Raw genomic sequence first — 19433 nt, forward strand, 5'->3', positions numbered from 1 at the left:
TTATATATTTGCGTGTTAGACAATAATTACATTTTTTAGAATAAATTATATGAGCGAAGAAATCAAGAAGAACAATTATTCAGCAGATAGTATTCAGGCATTAGAAGGAATGGAGCACGTAAGAATGCGTCCATCGATGTATATTGGAGATGTGGGAGTTCGAGGGCTACATCATTTGGTTTATGAGGTTGTTGATAACTCTATTGATGAGGCGATGGGAGGACATTGTGATACTATTGGTGTTGCAATTAACGAAGACGGTTCAGTAACAGTTGAAGATAACGGTCGTGGTATTCCAGTTGATTTACATAAAAAAGAAGGTGTTTCGGCACTTGAAGTAGTAATGACCAAGATTGGTGCCGGAGGTAAATTCGATAAAGATTCTTATAAAGTTTCCGGAGGTTTACACGGTGTTGGGGTTTCGGTTGTAAATGCACTTTCGGTTCATATGAAATCTACTGTTTTTAGAGAAGGTAAAATCTACGAGCAGGAGTACGAAAGAGGTAAAGCAATATACCCGGTTAAACAAATTGGAGAAACAGAAAAAAGAGGTACACGTCAGACTTTTTATCCTGATGATACTATTTTTACTCAAACTATAGAATTCTCTTATGATACTTTATCAGCTCGTATGCGTGAACTTTCTTTCCTGAACAAAGGAATTACAATCACGTTTACAGACAAGAGAGAAGTAGATGAAAAAGGCGAATTTAAAAGCGAAGTTTTTCATTCAGACGAAGGTCTTAAAGAATACATTCGTTATTTAGATGGTAACCGTGAGCCAATTATTTCTCACGTAATCAGCATGGATCACGAAAAAGGTGAAATTCCGGTTGAGGTTGCCTTAATTTACAATACAAGTTATACAGAGAATATTTTCTCATACGTAAATAATATCAATACGCACGAAGGAGGAACGCATTTACAAGGTTTTAGAAGTGGTTTAACAAGAACCCTTAAAAAATACGCTGATGCATCCGGAATGCTGGATAAACTAAAATTCGAAATTGCCGGAGATGACTTCCGTGAAGGATTAACAGCTATTATTTCGGTAAAAGTTGCAGAGCCACAATTCGAAGGACAAACCAAAACTAAGCTTGGAAACAGAGAAGTAGTTTCTCCGGTTTCTCAGGCAGTTGGAGAAATGTTAGAAAATTATCTGGAAGAAAATCCAAATGATGCCCGAATCATTATCCAAAAAGTAATTTTGGCTGCTCAAGCTCGTCACGCTGCTAAAAAAGCGCGTGAAATGGTACAACGTAAAACCGTTATGGGTGGCGGTGGATTACCAGGGAAACTTTCAGATTGTTCTGAGCAGGATCCTGCAAGATGTGAGGTTTACCTTGTCGAGGGAGATTCGGCTGGTGGAACAGCAAAACAAGGTCGTGATCGTAACTTTCAGGCGATTTTACCATTACGTGGTAAGATTTTGAATGTTGAAAAAGCGATGCATCATAAAGTATTCGAAAACGAAGAGATTCGTAACATCTTTACCGCTTTAGGAGTTACCGTTGGTACTGCAGAAGATAGTAAAGCCTTAAATCTTGAAAAACTAAGATATCATAAAGTAATCATCATGTGTGATGCCGATGTCGATGGTAGTCACATCTCTACCTTAATATTAACGTTCTTCTTCCGTTTCATGAAAGAATTAATCGAAGAAGGTCACGTTTATATCGCAGCACCACCTTTATATTTAGTTAAAAAAGGAAACAAAAAAGAATATGCATGGAACGATGTTCAGCGTGACCAGGCCAACGAAAGAATGGGAGGAAGTGCTGCTATTCAACGTTATAAAGGTCTTGGAGAGATGAACGCGGAGCAATTATGGGAAACTACAATGGATCCGAGTTTCAGAACTTTACGTCAGGTAACTATTGATAGTTTAGCCGAAGCTGATAGAGTTTTCTCAATGTTAATGGGAGACGAAGTTCCGCCACGTAGAGAATTTATCGAGAAAAATGCAGTTTACGCAAATATCGATGCATAATAAATTTTAATTCTCAATTCGTTTAATTGTTTAAATTTACTTAAACGATTAAACGAATTGTCGATTTATCAAATAAACAAATTAATTAATAACCGATAAAGTATAAAATATGAAAGTTACCATTGTAGGAGCAGGAAATGTTGGAGCTACATGTGCAGATGTTATTTCTTATAGAGGAATTGCAAGCGAAGTAGTGTTGTTGGATATTAAAGAAGGCTTTGCCGAAGGAAAAGCGTTGGATATTATGCAATGTGCAACAAATACAGGTTTTAATACCAAAGTATCTGGAGTAACCAATGACTATTCTAAAACTGCCGGAAGTGATGTAGTAGTAATTACATCAGGAATTCCAAGAAAACCAGGAATGACTCGTGAAGAATTGATTGGTATAAACGCGGGAATTGTAAAAACAGTTGCTGAAAATGTATTAAAATATTCTCCAAATACTATAATTGTTGTAGTTTCTAATCCAATGGATACTATGACTTATTTAGCTCTTAAAGCTACAGGATTGCCAAAAAACAGAATTATTGGTATGGGAGGAGCATTAGACAGTTCTCGTTTCAGAACGTATCTTTCTTTAGCTCTTGATAAACCTGCAAACGATATCTCAGCAATGGTTATTGGAGGTCATGGTGATACTACAATGATTCCTTTAACGCGTTTGGCTTCTTATAACGGAATTCCGGTAACAGAATTTCTTTCAGAAGAAGTATTGCAAAAAGTGGCTGCTGATACTATGGTGGGCGGAGCTACACTTACAGGTCTTTTAGGAACATCAGCCTGGTATGCGCCGGGAGCTTCTGTTGCTTTCTTAGTTGACAGTATTTTAAACGATCAGAAAAAAATGATTGCATGTTCTGTTTTTGTTGAAGGAGAATATGGGCAAAACGATATATGTATAGGAGTACCATGTATAATTGGTAAGAACGGAGTAGAAGAAATTTTAGACATCAAATTAAACGATCAGGAAAAAGCGTTGTTTGCTAAAAGTGCAGATGCGGTTAGAGGGATGAATGATGCTCTAAAATCGATTTTAGTATAACGAATTTCGTAAAAAAAGGAAAAGACTGCACTTTTGCAGTCTTTTTTTTAAGATTAATTAATAAATAAATTGGTTAATCTTTTCGTTAATTATATATTTGCTCGGTTTAAAAAAAATGTTGTAATTCGTGATCTCGATTTTTTAGTTTTAAAAACTCATGTCAGGGCTTATTTTATGGGACTTTAAAACAAAAATAAACAATAAAACATAATTAATTTTTAGTAATAATGCAGAATAAAGGACTTATTAAATTTTTCGCAATTCTATTTGCATTGGTAAGTATTTACCAACTTTCTTTCACTTTTGTGGCAAATAATGTCAAAAGTGAGGCTAAAGCCTTTGCAGGAGATAATCCTGATAAGGAATTAAAATATTTAGATTCTATTGGTAAAGAAAAAGTGTTCAACCTTGGTTTTTCGGATTTTACTTATAATGAAGTAAAAAACAAACAACTTAATAAAGGTCTTGATTTAGAAGGAGGAATCAACGTGATTCTTCAAATTTCTATTAAAGATGTTTTGAAAGGTTTAGCTAACAATTCTAAAAATCCAGTATTTAATAAATCATTAGCTGATGCATCTGCAAATTTAGAAGGAAACAAAACGTATTTAAATAAGTTTTTTGAAGCTTTTGAAGCGAATTCAAACGGAACAGTAAGATTAGCTTCACCTGATATTTTTGCAAACAGAAGTTTACAAGGAGAAGGTGGAATCGATTTTCAAATGTCTGATTCGCAAGTTCAAAAAGTAATTAAAAGAAAAGTTGATGAGTCTGTTGAAAGTGCTTACAAAGTATTAAGAGAGCGTATCGACAAATTTGGTGTTACACAACCAAACATCCAAAAATTAGGAGAAACAGGAAGAATCTTAGTTGAGCTTCCAGGTGCTAAGGATGTGGATAGAATTAAAAAATTATTAGGTGGAAAAGCTCAGTTAGAGTTTTGGGAAACTTATAAAATTGAAGAAATCGGTAACTTCTTAGTTGCTGCAAATGAGGCTTTAAAAAAGACTGAAGTTAAAAAAACAGAAACTAAAACTGTTGCTAAAGATTCATTAAATGCTTTATTAACTGATGCTAAAGATTCAGTTGCTACTAAAAAAGGAAACAATCCATTATTTGACAAAATTGTAGGTCAGGGTGGTGGACCAGTTTTAGGTTATTTTGCACCAAAAGATACAGCTGCTGTAAACAGCTATTTCAAAAGAGCTGACATCAGAGTTTTATTAGGAGCTGATCAGCACAATGCAAAATTTGTATGGAGTAAACCAACTACTATAAAAGATCCTCAGGCAAAAGACATCAAAACTGCTAAAGATATTGAAGTAGTTGAATTATATGCTTTAAAAGGAAACAGAGATAACATTCCTGCAATGAGCGGTGGTGTTGTTACTGATGCAAAAGATACTTTTGACCAATTAGGAAAACCAGCTGTTTCTATGCAAATGAACAGCCAGGGTGCTAAAGTTTGGGAAGAATTAACAGGTAGAGCTTTCTCTCAAAAAGGTTATATCGCAATTGTTTTAGATAACATCGTATATTCTGCACCTGGTGTTACTAGCGGACCAATTGCTGGTGGAAGATCTGAAATTACAGGTTCTTTTGATGTTGCTGAAACAAAAGATTTAGCTAACGTATTAAACGCAGGTAAATTACCAGCTTCTGCTGATATCGTTCAGTCAACTGTTGTAGGGCCATCTTTAGGTCAGGCTGCAATTGATGCAGGTACTATTTCATCTGTATTAGGATTTTTATTAGTTTGTTTATGGATGGTATTCTATTATGGTAAAGCTGGTTGGTATGCTAACCTTGCACTATTATTGAACTTACTATTCTTATTCGGAATTATGGCAAGTTTTGGTTTTGTATTAACATTACCAGGTATTGCAGGTATCGTACTTACATTAGGTACAGCGGTAGATGCGAATATTATTATATACGAAAGAGCAAAAGAAGAATTGCGTGAAGGTAAATCATTGTCTGAGGCAGTTGCTGCTTCTTACGGATGGCACGGAGCAATGCGTTCTATTATTGATGCGAACGTAACACACGTTTTAACTGGAGCTATCTTGTTTATTTTTGGAACAGGACCAATTAAAGGTTTTGCTTTAACTTTACTTATTGGTATCGTAACTTCTATGTTTACGTCAATTTTTATCGCTAGAATTTTCATCGACAGAAATATTGCTGGAAAAGGTGATTTAACTTTCTCTACAAACATTACTAAAAACTGGTTTACTAATTTCCACTTTGACTTTATTAAAATCAAAAAATTCACATATATCTTCTCTTCTATTGTAGTTGTAGTAAGTTTAACTTCTATCTTCTTTGTGAACGGATTAGATGAAGGTGTTGATTTTGTTGGAGGAAGAACATTCCAGGTTAAATTTGAAAAACCTATTGATGCTACAACTGTTTCAGATGAGTTATCTGCAGCTTTCGGAACTCCTGTTGAAGCTAAAATTTTAGGTGATGATGATCAGTTAAAAATTACGACAAAATATAAGATTAAAGAAGATGGTGTTGCTATCGACGAAGAAGTGAATCAAAAATTATACAATGCATTGCAAAAGTATTACCCAAACACTTCTTACGATAAATTCATCAACTCATTTGATGGTAAAAAAATCGGTGTATTGCAAGCTTCTAAAGTTGGGGCTTCTATCTCTGAAGATATCAAAACTAACTCATACTGGGCAGTTCTTGGAGCAATGGCAGCAATTTTCTTATACTTAATGGTCTCTTTCCGTAAATGGCAATATTCATTAGGAGCGATTGCAGCGGTAGCGCATGACGTTATCTTTGTATTAGGAATCTACTCTTTATGTTATAAATTCATGCCTTTCCACATGGAAATGGATCAGCACTTTATCGCTGCGATTCTTACTGTTATTGGTTATTCTATGAATGATACCGTAATTGTATTCGACAGGGTAAGAGAGTTTATCATCGGAAACCGTAAAGGTAGCTTCGAAGATATCGTAAATGCTTCTATTAATACTACATTATCAAGAACGTTAAATACGTCATTAATGATGATCATTGTATTATTGACGATGTTTATCTTTGGTGGAGAATCTATCAGAGGATTTATCTTCGCGATGTTAGTAGGTATTGTGGTAGGAACTTACTCTTCATTATTTATCGCTACACCAGTATTGGTAGACACGATTTCAACTGATGAGAAACACACAATTGAAGAAAAACACAAGCAAGCATAATTGCAAGTTGATATAAATTAAAAAGATCCAACGAAAGTTGGATCTTTTTTTTGTGCTATATTTAAACTTATAAAGAGTGCTTATGAGTAAAAAAATACTTTTGGTTATATTGTTCCTTTGTGGTGTGTTTGTCGCTGCTGCGCAAGATAAAAATGATAAAATTGCAATAGGTTTTAATTACGGATTTGGGAGTGAGTTCAATAATAGAAACTACACTTTTACCAATCACTTTTATAAAGCTCAATTGTATTATCGAATAAAAGAAACGAAACACTTTCAGTATGAAATTCTAATTCAGCCCGAAATTAATTTTGCCACACATCAATTGCTTAATTTTTATTTTGTAAAGCCTGAAACGCCAGATTATATCCAAAAAAGAGAAGAATATACAAAGTTGAAGAATATACATGAATATGTTTTAAATCTGGGATTTCTGGTAAGAAAACCTATTGGTAAAACATTTTCGATTTATGCTTTGGCGAGTATCGGGCCTATGATTACAGATACTGAAACCGAAAGAATGTCTGATGGATTCGCTTTTTCGGATGTTTTAGCTTTAGGAATTTCGGCTAAAGTACATCAGTTTAGGTTTGATATCCGGCCTAGTGTCCGGCATGTTTCGAATGCAGGATTAAATAGCGAAAATGCGGGCTATAATACAAAGAATATTGAAATAGGTATTTCGGTATGTTTGTAAAAAGAAAGTGCCCAATATTTAAAATATTTGGGCACTTTTATATAATGAAATGTATTTTTTAAGATGCTGCTAACGGATTTCTTTGTGCTCTTATGATAAAGAATAATCCAATAATGATAAAAGGAATACTTAACCATTGTCCTGTTGAGAAAATGCCTAATTGATCTTCGATACCTCCCTGGCTTTCTTTTACAAATTCTACGATAAAACGAACTACGAATAAAAGAACTAAGAACAATCCGAATAATAATCCTGATTTAAGTCTTGCGTTGGTTTTCCAGTATAAGAAATATAAGGTAGCGAAAACAAATATATAGGCAATACCTTCGTACAATTGAGTAGGATGTTTAGCAGGAACTTCGGCTAATAAACTAGCAAATTTAGGATCGCTTATAATGGCATTGTATGCTTCTTTAGGATTTGCAATTCCGGTTTTTTGTACCACTTCGTTTTTGCTGAAAGCATCATGTAAAAATCGAATTCCGAATGCTGAGTCAGTTTCTTTTCCGATAATTTCAGAGTTGAAAAAATTTCCTAAACGAACAAAAATAGCCCCGCTCGCTACCGGAATTACTACACGATCTAAAATCCATAATAACGGACGTTTTAAAATCTTTTTGCTGTAATAGTACATTGCGATTATAATCGCGATTGCAGCTCCGTGACTTGCTAATCCCTGAAAACCGGTAAATTCGAACTTAGGCTCAAATCTAAATGGTAAGAAGATCTCAAGTAAATGATTTCTAAAATATTCCCAATCATAAAATAAAACATGTCCAAGACGCGCTCCTATTAAAGTAGCTAAAACAGTCCAAACAAACAAAGAATCTAATTTCTCAAGTGATTCATTTTCGCGTTCGAAAATCTTCTTCATGATGAACCAGCCTAAACCAAAAGCGATTACGAACATTAAACTGTAGTAACGAATCATAAAAAATCCTAAGTCGATTCCTTCTGAAGGATTCCAAATGATATTTGAGGAAAGTGTCATATATTAAATTGTTTTTTTATGTTGTAAAAATAAATATTTAAAGAGTCGTTGGTCTTTATAAAAAGTTAATGTTTATGTGAACATTTCTTTTCCGGAACAGGATCGTAGCCCGTTCTTCCCCAAGGATGGCAACTCAAAATTCTTTTCATTCCCAGATATCCTCCATAAAATAATCCATGAGTCTGCAAGGCCTGAATCATATAGGTCGAGCAAGTCGGTTCGAATCTGCAGCTTGCCGGTGTAAAAGGCGAAATGGCAGTTTGATAAAAACGAACTAATAAAACAAATGGAGTCGTTACTTTCATGATTTATTAGAAAATGAATTGATTATATAGAGAAGCTGGTTCCTTCTTTTCCGTCTTTCAACTGAATACCTAAAGCGATCAACTGATCACGAATCTGGTCAGAAAGTGCAAAGTTTTTATCAGCTCTTGCCTGATTTCTCATTCCGATAAGCATATTTACAACGCCTTCTAATTTATCATTATTGGCATCAGCTCCTTTGTCATCACTTAAGCCTAAAACATCAAATACAAAAGCATTAATTGCAGCTGTAAATGAAGTTAAATCTTCGGCTGAAATGGTTTCTTTGCCTTCCTTCAATAAATTGATATAACGAACAGCTTCAAACAATTGTGCGATTAAAATAGGAGTATTAAAATCATCGTTCATCGCGTCGTAAGACAATTGTTTCCAGGAAGCAATATCTATAGAACTTGTTGCGCTTGCCGAAATATTAGGTAAAGCATCAACCGCTTCCATTAATCTCTTATATCCTTTTTCTGCAGCTACAATAGCATCGTCGGAAAAATCAAGAATGCTTCTATAGTGCGCCTGTAACATGAAAAAACGAGTTACAGATGCAGAGAAAGGTTTGCTTAAAATTGTATTGTCTCCGCTTAAAATCTCTCCAGGCAAAATATTATTTCCGGTCGATTTTGCCATTTTTTTACCATTTAAGGTAAGCATATTAGCGTGCATCCAGTAATTTACCGGAGACTGACCTGTACAAGCTTCGTTTTGAGCGATTTCACATTCATGGTGCGGGAATTTCAAGTCCATTCCGCCACCGTGAATATCAAAATGATTACCAAGATATTTGGTACTCATCGCAGTACATTCTAAGTGCCATCCCGGGAAACCGTCACTCCACGGCGAAGGCCATCTCATAATGTGCTCCGGTTCTGCTTTTTTCCAAAGTGCAAAATCCTGAGGATTTCTTTTGTCAGACTGACCATCAAGATCACGGGTATTAGCCAGCATATCTTCGATATTTCGGCCGCTTAAAATTCCGTAATTATGATTTTCGTTATATTTTACAACATCAAAATAAACAGATCCGTTGGCTTCATAGCCAATTCCCGTATCAATGATTTTTTTGATGATTTCGATTTGTTCAATAATATGTCCCGTTGCTGTAGGCTCGATACTTGGCGGTAAAAAGTTGAAAGATTTCAAAATATCATGAAAATCTACCGTATAGCGCTGCACAACCTCCATAGGTTCTAGTTGCTCTAAACGTGCTTTTTTTGCAATTTTATCTTCACCTTCATCAACATCATCTACAATATGCCCAACATCTGTAATATTACGTACATAACGAACTTTGTAATCCAGGTGTAAAAAATACCTGAATATCACGTCAAACGACATAAAAGTTCTAACATTTCCTAAGTGTACATTGCTATAAACCGTAGGTCCGCAAACATACATTCCAACATTTCCTTCATGGATTGGTTTGAAATTTTCTTTTTCACCCGAAAGCGAATTGTATATTTTTAGTGGCTGCGTTGTATATAATGGCATTGTATAAATGTTTGTTGATGTTTTAGGAGCTAATCCTGCTATCCGCTATATCTTTTATGGTGAACCCCACCATAAAAGGATGCCGCTACTATCAGGGCTAGACCATAAATATAATAGAAATATCGTATAAAACTAGAACTGAGTGTCTAATTTAATATAGTCTAAAAATTCTCTCTTAGTTTGAGGATCTTTGAATTTTCCACCAAATTCAGACGTTACAGTGCTGCTTTCGATATCTTTAATTCCTCTTGAGTTTACACAAAGGTGTTTTGCGTCGATAACGCAGGCAACATCCTCAGTACCTAAAGCTTTTTGTAATTCCTGAACAATTTGCATTGTTAAACGCTCCTGAACCTGAGGTCTTTTAGCATAATACTCTACAATTCGGTTCATTTTTGATAAACCAATCACTCTTCCGCTCGAAATGTAAGCAACATGTGCGCGTCCGATAATGGGTAATAAATGGTGTTCGCAGGTAGAATAAACGGTAATGTTTTTCTCTACTAACATTTCACCGTATTTGTAATTATTATCAAAAGTAGAAGCTTTTGGTTGTTTTGAAGGATTAAGACCACCAAAAATCTCCTTTACAAACATTTTTGCTACTCGGTTTGGAGTACCTTTTATGCTGTCATCCGTTAAATCCATTCCTAAAGTCTGTAGGATGTTTTCAACGTCTTTTTTTATTTTTTCTATTTTTTCGTCATCACTTAGATCAAAAGCATCCTGTCTTACAGGGTTTTGTGCGTTGCTGCTAAAATGATTGTCTCCTATTTCGTCTAAAAAATCTTCGTTATTTATCATTAAAAACTACTATTATAATGGGTATATCTTTTTAAGGCGGTAAAGATAATTAATAAAAAGGAAACCTTTTCTATCGTTTTTACTATTTAATTGTTCCATTTTGGATATAATTTAAATTAAAACCAAAAGGTGATTTTTTTAAAAGACAAAAGACAATAACATAAGGTGTTATTGTCTTTTGAGAGTTTTTGTTTTTTGTTGTTATTTTTTGTTGTAAACCAGCAACGCTTCTTTTAAAATGTTTACAGCAGTCACTAAATCTTTTTTGTTTAAAACATAAGCGATTCTTACCTGATTCAATCCCATTCCCGGAGTCGAATAAAATCCTGCAGCAGGAGCCACCATAACCGTTTCTCCGTTAAGATCGTAGGTTTCAAGAAGCCATTGTGCAAAATCATCAGCATTGTCTATTGGCAATTGTGCGATGCAATAAAAAGCACCTTTTGGTTTGGTAACAATTACGCCTTCAATTTTATTCAATTCTGTAATTAAAGTATCGCGACGGCCTTTATATTCGGCAATTACATCATCAAAATAACTTTGTGGCGTGTCTATTGCAGCTTCGCAGGCAATTTGCTCAATTGTAGGCGGACTCAAACGCGCCTGAGCAAATTTCATAACCGTTGCCAGAACATCTTTATTTTTAGTAACCAGACAACCAATTCTTGCGCCACACATACTGTAGCGTTTTGAAACTGAATCGACCATGATTACATTTTGCTGTACATCTTCAAGATTCATTACAGAATAATGAACATCATCACCATCGTATAAAAACTCACGATAAACCTCGTCAGCAATTAAATACAAATCGTGTTTTTTGATCAGACCTGCCAATTGTTTTATTTCGGCTTCTGAATATAAATAACCTGTTGGATTTCCAGGATTACAAATTAATATCGCTTTAGTTCTTGGTGTGATCAATTTTTCGACAGTTTCGATGCTTGGCAAAGCAAAGGCACTTTCGATAGTCGAAATTACCGGAATTACAGTTGCACTCGTAGACGATGCAAAGGCATGGTAATTAGCATAAAAAGGTTCCGGAATAATAATTTCATCTCCCGGATCTGTAATTGTGGCCAATGCAAACAATAAGGCTTCAGAGCCACCAGTAGTAATAATGATGTCTTCTGAGTTAACATTTACGTTTTGACGTTGGTAAAATTGAGCTAATTTTTTTCTATAACTTTCATATCCGGCAGACGGACTGTATTCGATAATAGTTTTGTCAATATTTTTTACCGCCTCGATGGCCACTTCGGGTGTCTTGATATCCGGTTGACCAATGTTTAAGTGATACACTTTTTTTCCTTTTTGTTTTGCAGCATCTGCAAAAGGAGCAAGTTTACGTATCGGAGATTCGGGCATGTTTCTGCCTTTGTGTGAAATTGTTGGCATGAGTTTTATTATTGAAGTGCAAATTTGCATTTTTTTTTCGAATTTAACGTAAACATTACGGGTACTTATTAAAATGTAACAATTATCAATATTTTTAGTAATTTTATCATAAAATATTATCAATGAAAAAATATTTCATGTTGTTTTTTGGGCTTTTAGCATCTTTATCACTTATGGCACAGGGTGATTTTGAGATCGAAAAGCACAGTAAGAAGGTGACTATTCCCTTCAAACTGATAAATAACCTTATTTTTATTCCAATAAAAGTAAATGGTATCGAACTAAATTTTCTCCTTGATTCCGGTGTCGAAGAAACTATTTTGTTTAGTATGGAAGAAAAACAAGAAGTGAGTTTTCATAACATTCAGAAAATAAAATTGCGAGGCTTAGGAAGCGAAGATGAAATAGAAGGCTTAAAATCGACGAATAATGTTTTAGAATCACACGGTTTAAAATCCAGCAATCATTTAGTATATATTATTTTAGATCAAAGTTTTAATTTGTCCTCGCATATTGGTATTCCTGTAAATGGAATAATAGGCTATAAGTTTTTTAAAAATAATATAGTCGAAATCAATTATCAAAAAAAGAGAGTCGTTGTACATGCAAACGATAAGTCAACACATGAAAGGCTCAGTAAGAAATTTAATGAAGTTCCTATAACTATCGAGAGATCGAAGCCTTATATTTATGCTACAGCAGTAGTAAATGATGATAAAATACCCGCAAAATTACTGATTGATATAGGCAATAGTGATGCCTTTTGGATTTTTGAAAATAATAAAATAAAATTGCCTAAAAAGAATTTTCCTGATTTTTTAGGAAAAGGATTTAGTGGTGATATTGAAGGACATCGGGCTAAAATTGATAATTTTTTAATTGATGACTTTAACTTTAAAAAGCCAATTGTTTCATTTCCTGATTCTACATCTATCCGGAATGTGAAAATGGTTCCCGATCGGATAGGATCTGTTGGTGGTGAAGTTTTAAAGCGCTTTACTGTAGTTTTAGATTATGAAGATAAAAAAATGTATCTTAAAAAAAACAGTAAATTTTCTGAACCCTTTACTTACAATAAAAGCGGAATCACCGTTCAACACAATGGTTTGCAATGGGTTCAGGAAACGGTGCATTTAGAGATGGTAAAAGTAGCTTCAACATTAGACGAAGTTACTAAGAATGAAGTAAAAGATGGTAATTTCAGATACAAGTTTTCATTAAAACCGGTTTATGAAATTGTTAATATTCGGAAAAACTCAGCTGCTGAAAAATGCGGATTACAAAAGGGTGATATCATTGTAAGTATAAACAAAAATGCACCTTACAAATACAGTCTTCAGCAAATAAATAACCTTTTAAAATCTGAAGAAGATATCTGGATAAATCTCGAAGTAGAAAGAAACAGTCTTATTCTAAAATTTAGATTTAAATTGGAAGATGAATTATAAAAAGCTAAAAAACAATTCGTTAAAAATCTAAACAGAATTGAACTTTATTGCTGTATATTTTTTGATTTGTTTGAATTTTGTGAAAATTTAACTATTAAATCAGGTTTTTTGTTTAAGGAAAGTTATTATTTTATTATGTTTATAAAAAAATAACGGTATATGGTTAAAAACTACTCTAATTTCTTACAATTTTTATTGTTTTTTATTTTCTTATCGGTTTTACCCTCAAAAATTCATGCACAATGTGCTGGTGATGATGCACAAAAAATAATTTGTGATATTCAGAATTCTGCGAATCAAAATATTTCTTTATTTTCATTATTGGGAGGCTCTCCAACTCCGGGCGGAAAGTGGACAGACGATAATAATTTTAGAGGTCTGGATTCTATTAGCGGAAATTTAAATGCTCAACTTATTAAAGAAGGTGGGGTTTATCATTATACTTATACCGCTCCTGATGTTGCAGGATGTACAGACAATACAGCGACAATCACACTTACTATTGGTGCCTACGTAGGAGTTGGTTCTAAAGCTACTGCCTGTAGCAGAGAAGGAAACTTTAATCTTTTTACAGCATTTGACAGTACCGTTATGGGACCGCATGAAAACGGAATATGGAGAGATAGTTCAGGAAAAATTTTAGATTCACCTGTAATTGGGATTAGATATATAACAACCCAAACAGAAACGCGTCAATTTACGTATGAGGTGCCGCTTATACCGGAATGCCCATCTACGCCATTAATTACCACTGTATATGTCACTATTGTAAGAACTCCCGAAGAAGGAAATCCACAAGAATTAACATTATGCGGAACTACAGATTTAGCCGGTTATACTAATTATGACATGTTTGAATCTCTTTTGGGTGAAGACAAAGACGGTGTTTGGAAAGGGCCGGATATCACATCACGATCAGATCACAATGTTAACCTTCAGGATTTGTTTAACAAATACGGAGCGGTAGAATTAAAGTATACTTATACCGTTTTTGCGGTTCCTAACCAGAATGTTTGTAAAGACAGAACTGCAGATGTAGTTATTACACTCGAGAAACGAATTGACTTTACAGGGGCAGAAATTGTTGTACTTAATGATATTTGCGAAAGTGAAATGGCTACCGCGACCTACTCAGCAAGAGTTACGGCAGGTCCTCAGGGTATTCCTGACGGAGCATATAGGATTACTTATAATGTTAGCGGTCCAATAGCAGGATCAGAAACTGTTGCAGTAAATTTTAGAGACGGCGTTGTGGTTTTTCCCGTTAAATCGGCTTATTTTCAAAGTGTTGGTAAATTTACTATTACCGTTACAAGCATTGTTCCAACTCCTGGTCCAAAAAAATGTATTAGTTTATTTAGTCCTTTTTCTTATGATTTAAATGTATTTCCGTTGCCGCGTTTAGATAATGCGGTAATAACCACCAGTCCAATTTGTCAGAACGATATTGCAACTATTCAAATTTCGAATGCCACGCTATTGGCCGATGGTAAGTATCGTATCGTTTACAATATTAATGGTGATAATTCAGCTACAGGGCAAACGGCAACTATAACAGCTGTAGGCGGAAAAGCTAGTTTTGAAATTCCCGGGAACTTAAACGCAAAAAGCGGATTATCTGTAATCAGAATTACTAATATCACCAATATTACGAAACCCACTCCGCAATGTACTAATACGGCAAATGTTACCGGAAATCTGACCATAAATCCTTTGCCTGTTGTGGCAAATGTAAAAATCCAGGTCAATGATAATTGTTTCAACGGAGTTTTTACCGCCAGTGTTTCAGGATTGGGAACTTTAACAAAAGCGAAACTTTCTTATGTCCTTTTAGATAATAATACTTCGGTAGAACAAATTGTAGATTTAACGGTTTTAAATGGAAATGCCAATTTTGTCATTCCGTCTGCTTTACTTCCAAATACAGGTTCTACGGTAATTTCGGCTACCTATCTAACGAATGATATTACAGGTTGTGGCAGTGCTTTGGTAAACGTATTAGATGGTTTTTTAGTAAATGCAATTCCGTTAGCGCCAATTGCAGTAAATCCTCCCGATTTTTGCAAAATAGACAGAGCAACAATTGCTAATTTAACTCCACACGGTCCTCAATACAAATGGTATAATTCGGCAACTTTAACCACGCCGCTTTCTGATACTTATCTTTTAAAATCTGAAGACCTGTATGTAACCGAAACTTCAGCAGCAAATTGTACATCACCGGCCAGTATGATTTCGATTGTTGTAAAAGATACGCCCGCACCAACTTTAAATCCGGACGGACAGAATTTTTGCGGTTTAAAAAATCCAACAATTGCAGATCTTTCAAAAGCAACAAATGTACCTTCGACAGTTTCGTGGTATGATGCTCAAAATAATGGTAATTTATTAGCTTCAACCACTTTGCTTATCGATAAAGCCACGTATTACGGTTATGATCTTTCGAGTGTAACGGATTGTATTTCGGATAGTACTCTTGAAGTGACAGTTTCCTTAACCGAATGTGATCCTGCAGAATATGCATTTTTTGTTCCTGACGGATTTTCACCTAATGGAGACAATGTAAATGATACTTTCAGAATTCCTGATATTGAATTTTTATACCCGGATTATACGCTGGAAATTTTTAATAGATACGGAAATGTAATGTTTAAAGGAAATGCTAATAAACCCAATTGGGACGGAAGAAATTCTGAAGGAGGCGGTATTGGCGATGCAATAGCACCAAACGGGGTCTATTTTTATATTGTCAATTTTAATAAAGGCAATAGAAAAGCGCAACAAGGCCGACTTTACCTTAATCGATAATTCCTTTTTTATATTATTTAATATAATTTTCAAATGAAAAAAACACTACTTTTTATACTTTTCCTCTTTTATATCACATCAGCCTCAGCCCAGCAAGATCCGGAATATACGCACTATATGTACAATATGAGTGTGGTAAATCCCGCGTATGCTACCGGAGTTCCTGCGATGCTAAATCTCGGAGGATTATACAGAACACAATGGGTTGGAGCCGTAGGAGCGCCAAAAACTTTTACCTTTTTTGGTCATACCGCCGTGACTGATAAAGTCGAAGTGGGGATATCTTTGGTTTCTGATGATATTGGTGACGGCGCAAAAAAGGAAAATAATTTCTATGCCGATTTTGCCTATGTTTTGAATCTTGGCGGAAAAAATAAACTTTCGTTAGGATTAAAAGCAGGTTTTACTTCGTTACAAACCAATTTTAACGGATTCAAGTTTAGCGATGTACAAACAGATTTGGCTTTCGCCGAAAATATAAATGTAACCAGACCTAATATTGGAGTAGGAGCATATTATTTTAGAGATAATTTCTATGTTGGTTTGTCTGCGCCCAATTTATTGAGTTCCAAACATATCGAAGAAAAATCAGGAATCAATGCCTACGGATCAGAAGCGATTCATACGTTTTTAACCGCTGGATATGTTTTTCAGATCACTGATATGTTCAAATTAAAACCGGCCTTTATGTCGAAATTTGTACCTGGAGCACCAGTTTCTGTAGACCTTACGGCCAATGTTTTGTACAATAATAAATTTGAGCTGGGAGCAGCTTATAGAGTAAACGATGCCGTAAGTGCTTTAATGAATATAAATGTTACGCCATCGCTTAGAGTAGGTTATGCCTATGATCATACACTTTCGAACATGGGACAGTTTAATTCCGGAACACATGAAATTATGCTGTTGTTTAATTTAGATTTATTAGGAAAAGGATATGATAAATCACCAAGATTCTTCTAAAATGAAAAATATGAAAAAACTACTCGTTATTATATTCGTATTTTCTATACAGTTTATAAATGCTCAGGATCTCGAACTCGCAAGAGCCAAACGATTTTTTGATAAGACCTATTATAGCGAAGCCATTGTACTTTATGAAAAATTAGCTCAGGAAAAACCGTCGCAGGAAATTATTAAAAACCTGGCAGACTCTTATTTTTATACCAATAATTTAATAAAAGCACAACGCTATTACAGGCTTCTAATTCAGAATTACAGTAATAATTTAGATCGAAATTATTATTTCAGATATGCTCAAACCTTAAAAGCAACCAATGCTTATGATGATGCCAATGCAGCGTTAAAAGAATATTATGCAAAATCAGGGAATGCTGATGATATTGTCAATTTTGAAAAAGAACTTAAGACATTAGAAAACGTGTCGGCAATTGGCAAAAGATTCGAGATAAAAAACTTAGTCATAAACACACCCAATTCTGAGTTTGGAGCTGTACGATACAATGATAATTTGGTTTTTGCAGCAGTAAAACTAAAACCCGGATTATTCGATAAAAAGTTCAAATGGGATGATGAAACGTATTTGAATTTAGTGGAGATTCCGATTAAAAATATCAATTCAGCCGATTCTACTACTCATTATTTTGCTAAGGAATTAAAAACCGGAATGCACGAATCGAATGCTGTTTTTACAAAAGACGGCAAGACAATTTACTTTACAAGAAACAATTCTAAAAAAGGAAGCAAAAAAACAGACGATAAAAAAATCTCAAACCTTCAGATTTTTAAAGCGGAACTGATAGACGGAAAATGGAAAAATATCACCTCACTTCCGTTTAATAGTGCGAATTATTCAGTAGAACATCCAGCATTGAGTGCTGATGAAAAAGTATTGTATTTTGCTTCGGATATGCCGGGAAGTTTAGGTTCTTTTGATATTTATTCGGTAAACATTAATAAAGGAGCGTTTGATACGCCTAAAAATTTGGGACCTATTATTAATACAGATAAAAGAGAACAATTTCCTTTTGTTTCAGCTGATAATAAACTTTACTTCTCTTCAGACGGACATTTAGGATATGGCTCTCTGGACGTTTTTGTTTCAGAAATTAACGGAAACGAATATTCAAAACCGGTAAATGTTGGGTTACCGTTAAATTCTAATTCAGACGATTTCTCTTTTAATGTAGATTCAAATACCAAAGAAGGTTTTTTTGCATCGAATAGAGAGGGCGGAAAAGGAAAGGACGATATTTATTGGTTTAAAGAAACCAAAGAGTTAATTGTAGAAGATTGCAAACAGTTTATTGCAGGAACAATTACAGATGTTGATACCAAATTGGCTTTAGAAAATGCCATTGTAATACTGCAGGATTCAGATAAAAAGATTTTGAATACGATTATTACAAGTGCCGACGGAAAGTTCAGTTTTACCGTTTCCTGTGAAAGTTCGTTTACTGTTTTAGCTTCTAAAGAAAAATATACAAGCGAATCGAAATCATTGTCTTCAGGAAAAACAAGAGACGCGAGTAATGATGCTTCGATGGCATTAAAATCTCTTGAAGTGATCAAACAAGAAGAACAGCAAATTGCCGAAAACAAAAGAAAACAACAAATTATAATAGAAGAAGAGAATAAGAAAAAAGAAGCTTTGGCGGTTATAGCATTAAAAGAAGCGCAGAAAAAAGCAAAAGCAGATCAGATTGTAGCGGCAGAAATTAAGAAGAAAGAAAAAGCAGAGGAAATTGCGGCGACAGAAGTTAAGAAAAAGGAAAAAATAAAGCAGATTTTAATTGATGAAAAAGATGTTGTAAGAGACAAAGACAGATTGATCATCAAAACAGATCCTATTTATTTTGACTACAATTTGTGGTACATACGTAAGGAATCTAAAGTTATCTTAAGTCGTGTTGTAGCTTTAATGAAGAAATATCCGGATATGGTAATTGAGATAGGATCTCATACAGACTCAAGAGGAAATGAAAAGTTTAATGAAAATTTATCTCAAAAACGAGCCAATTCGACCAGGGATTTTATCATAGAGTCAGGCATTAATGCCAAAAGAGTTCAGGCGAAAGGTTACGGAGAATCGGTGCCAATTATAAAATGTAAAACAGATGACGCCTGCTCTGAAGAAGAACATGAGTTGAACAGAAGATCTGAATTTGTGATTAAGAATTTATAGACTTCGTTTGCATACAGTAAGTTAACCTAACAGGCTTTAAAAACCTGTTAGGTTTTTTTAATTTTAATTGGGAAGTCTTTTTT

13 protein-coding genes are annotated in these 19433 nt (G+C 34.5%); 8 read left to right on the forward strand and 5 right to left on the reverse strand.

Annotation, left to right across the window (positions count from 1 at the left end):
* Positions 1-49 precede the first annotated feature (49 nt).
* The 4 genes from gyrB (at position 50) to L0669_RS11600 (ending at position 6950) form a co-directional block, all read left to right on the forward strand.
* A complete protein-coding gene (gene gyrB, locus L0669_RS11585) occupies positions 50-1990 on the forward strand; it encodes a DNA topoisomerase (ATP-hydrolyzing) subunit B (RefSeq protein WP_173972461.1) in 1941 nt (646 codons plus the stop codon).
* Positions 1991-2099: 109 nt separating this feature from the next.
* Positions 2100-3035 (forward strand): malate dehydrogenase, encoded by a 936-nt coding sequence (gene mdh, locus L0669_RS11590; protein ID WP_173972462.1) that lies wholly within the window; start codon positions 2100-2102, stop codon positions 3033-3035.
* Between the two features lie 227 nt (positions 3036-3262).
* Entirely contained in the window at positions 3263-6253 is a 2991-nt protein-coding gene (gene secDF, locus L0669_RS11595) for a protein translocase subunit SecDF (protein WP_263763641.1), read from the forward strand.
* 82 nt (positions 6254-6335) lie between these two features.
* Positions 6336-6950 (forward strand): acyloxyacyl hydrolase, encoded by a 615-nt coding sequence (locus tag L0669_RS11600; protein ID WP_263763643.1) that lies wholly within the window; start codon positions 6336-6338, stop codon positions 6948-6950.
* 58 nt (positions 6951-7008) lie between these two features.
* Here the strand turns inward: L0669_RS11600 and lgt are convergent, their stop codons facing one another.
* From lgt to L0669_RS11625, 5 genes are all read right to left on the reverse strand, one after another.
* Entirely contained in the window at positions 7009-7941 is a 933-nt protein-coding gene (lgt, locus tag L0669_RS11605; RefSeq protein WP_263763645.1) for a prolipoprotein diacylglyceryl transferase, read from the reverse strand.
* Positions 7942-8006: 65 nt separating this feature from the next.
* A complete protein-coding gene (gene yidD / locus L0669_RS11610) occupies positions 8007-8246 on the reverse strand; it encodes a membrane protein insertion efficiency factor YidD (protein WP_173972466.1) in 240 nt (79 codons plus the stop codon).
* Positions 8247-8268: 22 nt separating this feature from the next.
* A complete protein-coding gene (gene cysS, locus L0669_RS11615) occupies positions 8269-9747 on the reverse strand; it encodes a cysteine--tRNA ligase (RefSeq protein ID WP_263763647.1) in 1479 nt (492 codons plus the stop codon).
* Between the two features lie 132 nt (positions 9748-9879).
* Positions 9880-10551, reverse strand: a complete 672-nt coding sequence (folE, locus tag L0669_RS11620) for a GTP cyclohydrolase I FolE (protein ID WP_173972468.1) — start codon at positions 10549-10551, stop codon at positions 9880-9882.
* A 201-nt stretch (positions 10552-10752) separates the two neighbouring features.
* Positions 10753-11949 (reverse strand): pyridoxal phosphate-dependent aminotransferase, encoded by a 1197-nt coding sequence (locus L0669_RS11625; RefSeq protein WP_263763649.1) that lies wholly within the window; start codon positions 11947-11949, stop codon positions 10753-10755.
* A gap of 122 nt (positions 11950-12071) precedes the next feature.
* Between L0669_RS11625 and L0669_RS11630 the strand changes: the two genes are divergently transcribed.
* From L0669_RS11630 to L0669_RS11645, 4 genes are all read left to right on the forward strand, one after another.
* Positions 12072-13397: a PDZ domain-containing protein gene (locus tag L0669_RS11630; RefSeq protein WP_263763651.1), complete on the forward strand. Its 1326-nt coding sequence runs from the start codon at positions 12072-12074 to the stop codon at positions 13395-13397.
* 159 nt (positions 13398-13556) lie between these two features.
* Entirely contained in the window at positions 13557-16205 is a 2649-nt protein-coding gene (locus tag L0669_RS11635) for a T9SS type B sorting domain-containing protein (protein WP_263763653.1), read from the forward strand.
* A gap of 33 nt (positions 16206-16238) precedes the next feature.
* Positions 16239-17168, forward strand: a complete 930-nt coding sequence (locus L0669_RS11640) for a PorP/SprF family type IX secretion system membrane protein (RefSeq protein WP_263763655.1) — start codon at positions 16239-16241, stop codon at positions 17166-17168.
* Between the two features lie 10 nt (positions 17169-17178).
* A complete protein-coding gene (locus tag L0669_RS11645) occupies positions 17179-19350 on the forward strand; it encodes an OmpA family protein (RefSeq protein WP_263763657.1) in 2172 nt (723 codons plus the stop codon).
* The last annotated feature ends 83 nt before the right edge of the window (positions 19351-19433 follow it).

This window comes from Flavobacterium bizetiae, assembly GCF_024271895.1.
GTDB lineage: Bacteria > Bacteroidota > Bacteroidia > Flavobacteriales > Flavobacteriaceae > Flavobacterium > Flavobacterium bizetiae.

Bases quoted from the DNA above. Each gene is read 5' to 3' on its own strand.
- gyrB (WP_173972461.1), top strand. From the start codon at position 50: ATGAGCGAAGAAATCAAGAAGAACAATTATTCAGCAGATAGTATTCAG.
- mdh (WP_173972462.1), top strand. From the start codon at position 2,100: ATGAAAGTTACCATTGTAGGAGCAGGAAATGTTGGAGCTACATGTGCA.
- secDF (WP_263763641.1), top strand. From the start codon at position 3,263: ATGCAGAATAAAGGACTTATTAAATTTTTCGCAATTCTATTTGCATTG.
- L0669_RS11600 (WP_263763643.1), top strand. From the start codon at position 6,336: ATGAGTAAAAAAATACTTTTGGTTATATTGTTCCTTTGTGGTGTGTTT.
- lgt (WP_263763645.1), bottom strand. From the start codon at position 7,941: ATGACACTTTCCTCAAATATCATTTGGAATCCTTCAGAAGGAATCGAC.
- yidD (WP_173972466.1), bottom strand. From the start codon at position 8,246: ATGAAAGTAACGACTCCATTTGTTTTATTAGTTCGTTTTTATCAAACT.
- cysS (WP_263763647.1), bottom strand. From the start codon at position 9,747: ATGCCATTATATACAACGCAGCCACTAAAAATATACAATTCGCTTTCG.
- folE (WP_173972468.1), bottom strand. From the start codon at position 10,551: ATGATAAATAACGAAGATTTTTTAGACGAAATAGGAGACAATCATTTT.
- L0669_RS11625 (WP_263763649.1), bottom strand. From the start codon at position 11,949: ATGCCAACAATTTCACACAAAGGCAGAAACATGCCCGAATCTCCGATA.
- L0669_RS11630 (WP_263763651.1), top strand. From the start codon at position 12,072: ATGAAAAAATATTTCATGTTGTTTTTTGGGCTTTTAGCATCTTTATCA.
- L0669_RS11635 (WP_263763653.1), top strand. From the start codon at position 13,557: ATGGTTAAAAACTACTCTAATTTCTTACAATTTTTATTGTTTTTTATT.
- L0669_RS11640 (WP_263763655.1), top strand. From the start codon at position 16,239: ATGAAAAAAACACTACTTTTTATACTTTTCCTCTTTTATATCACATCA.
- L0669_RS11645 (WP_263763657.1), top strand. From the start codon at position 17,179: ATGAAAAAACTACTCGTTATTATATTCGTATTTTCTATACAGTTTATA.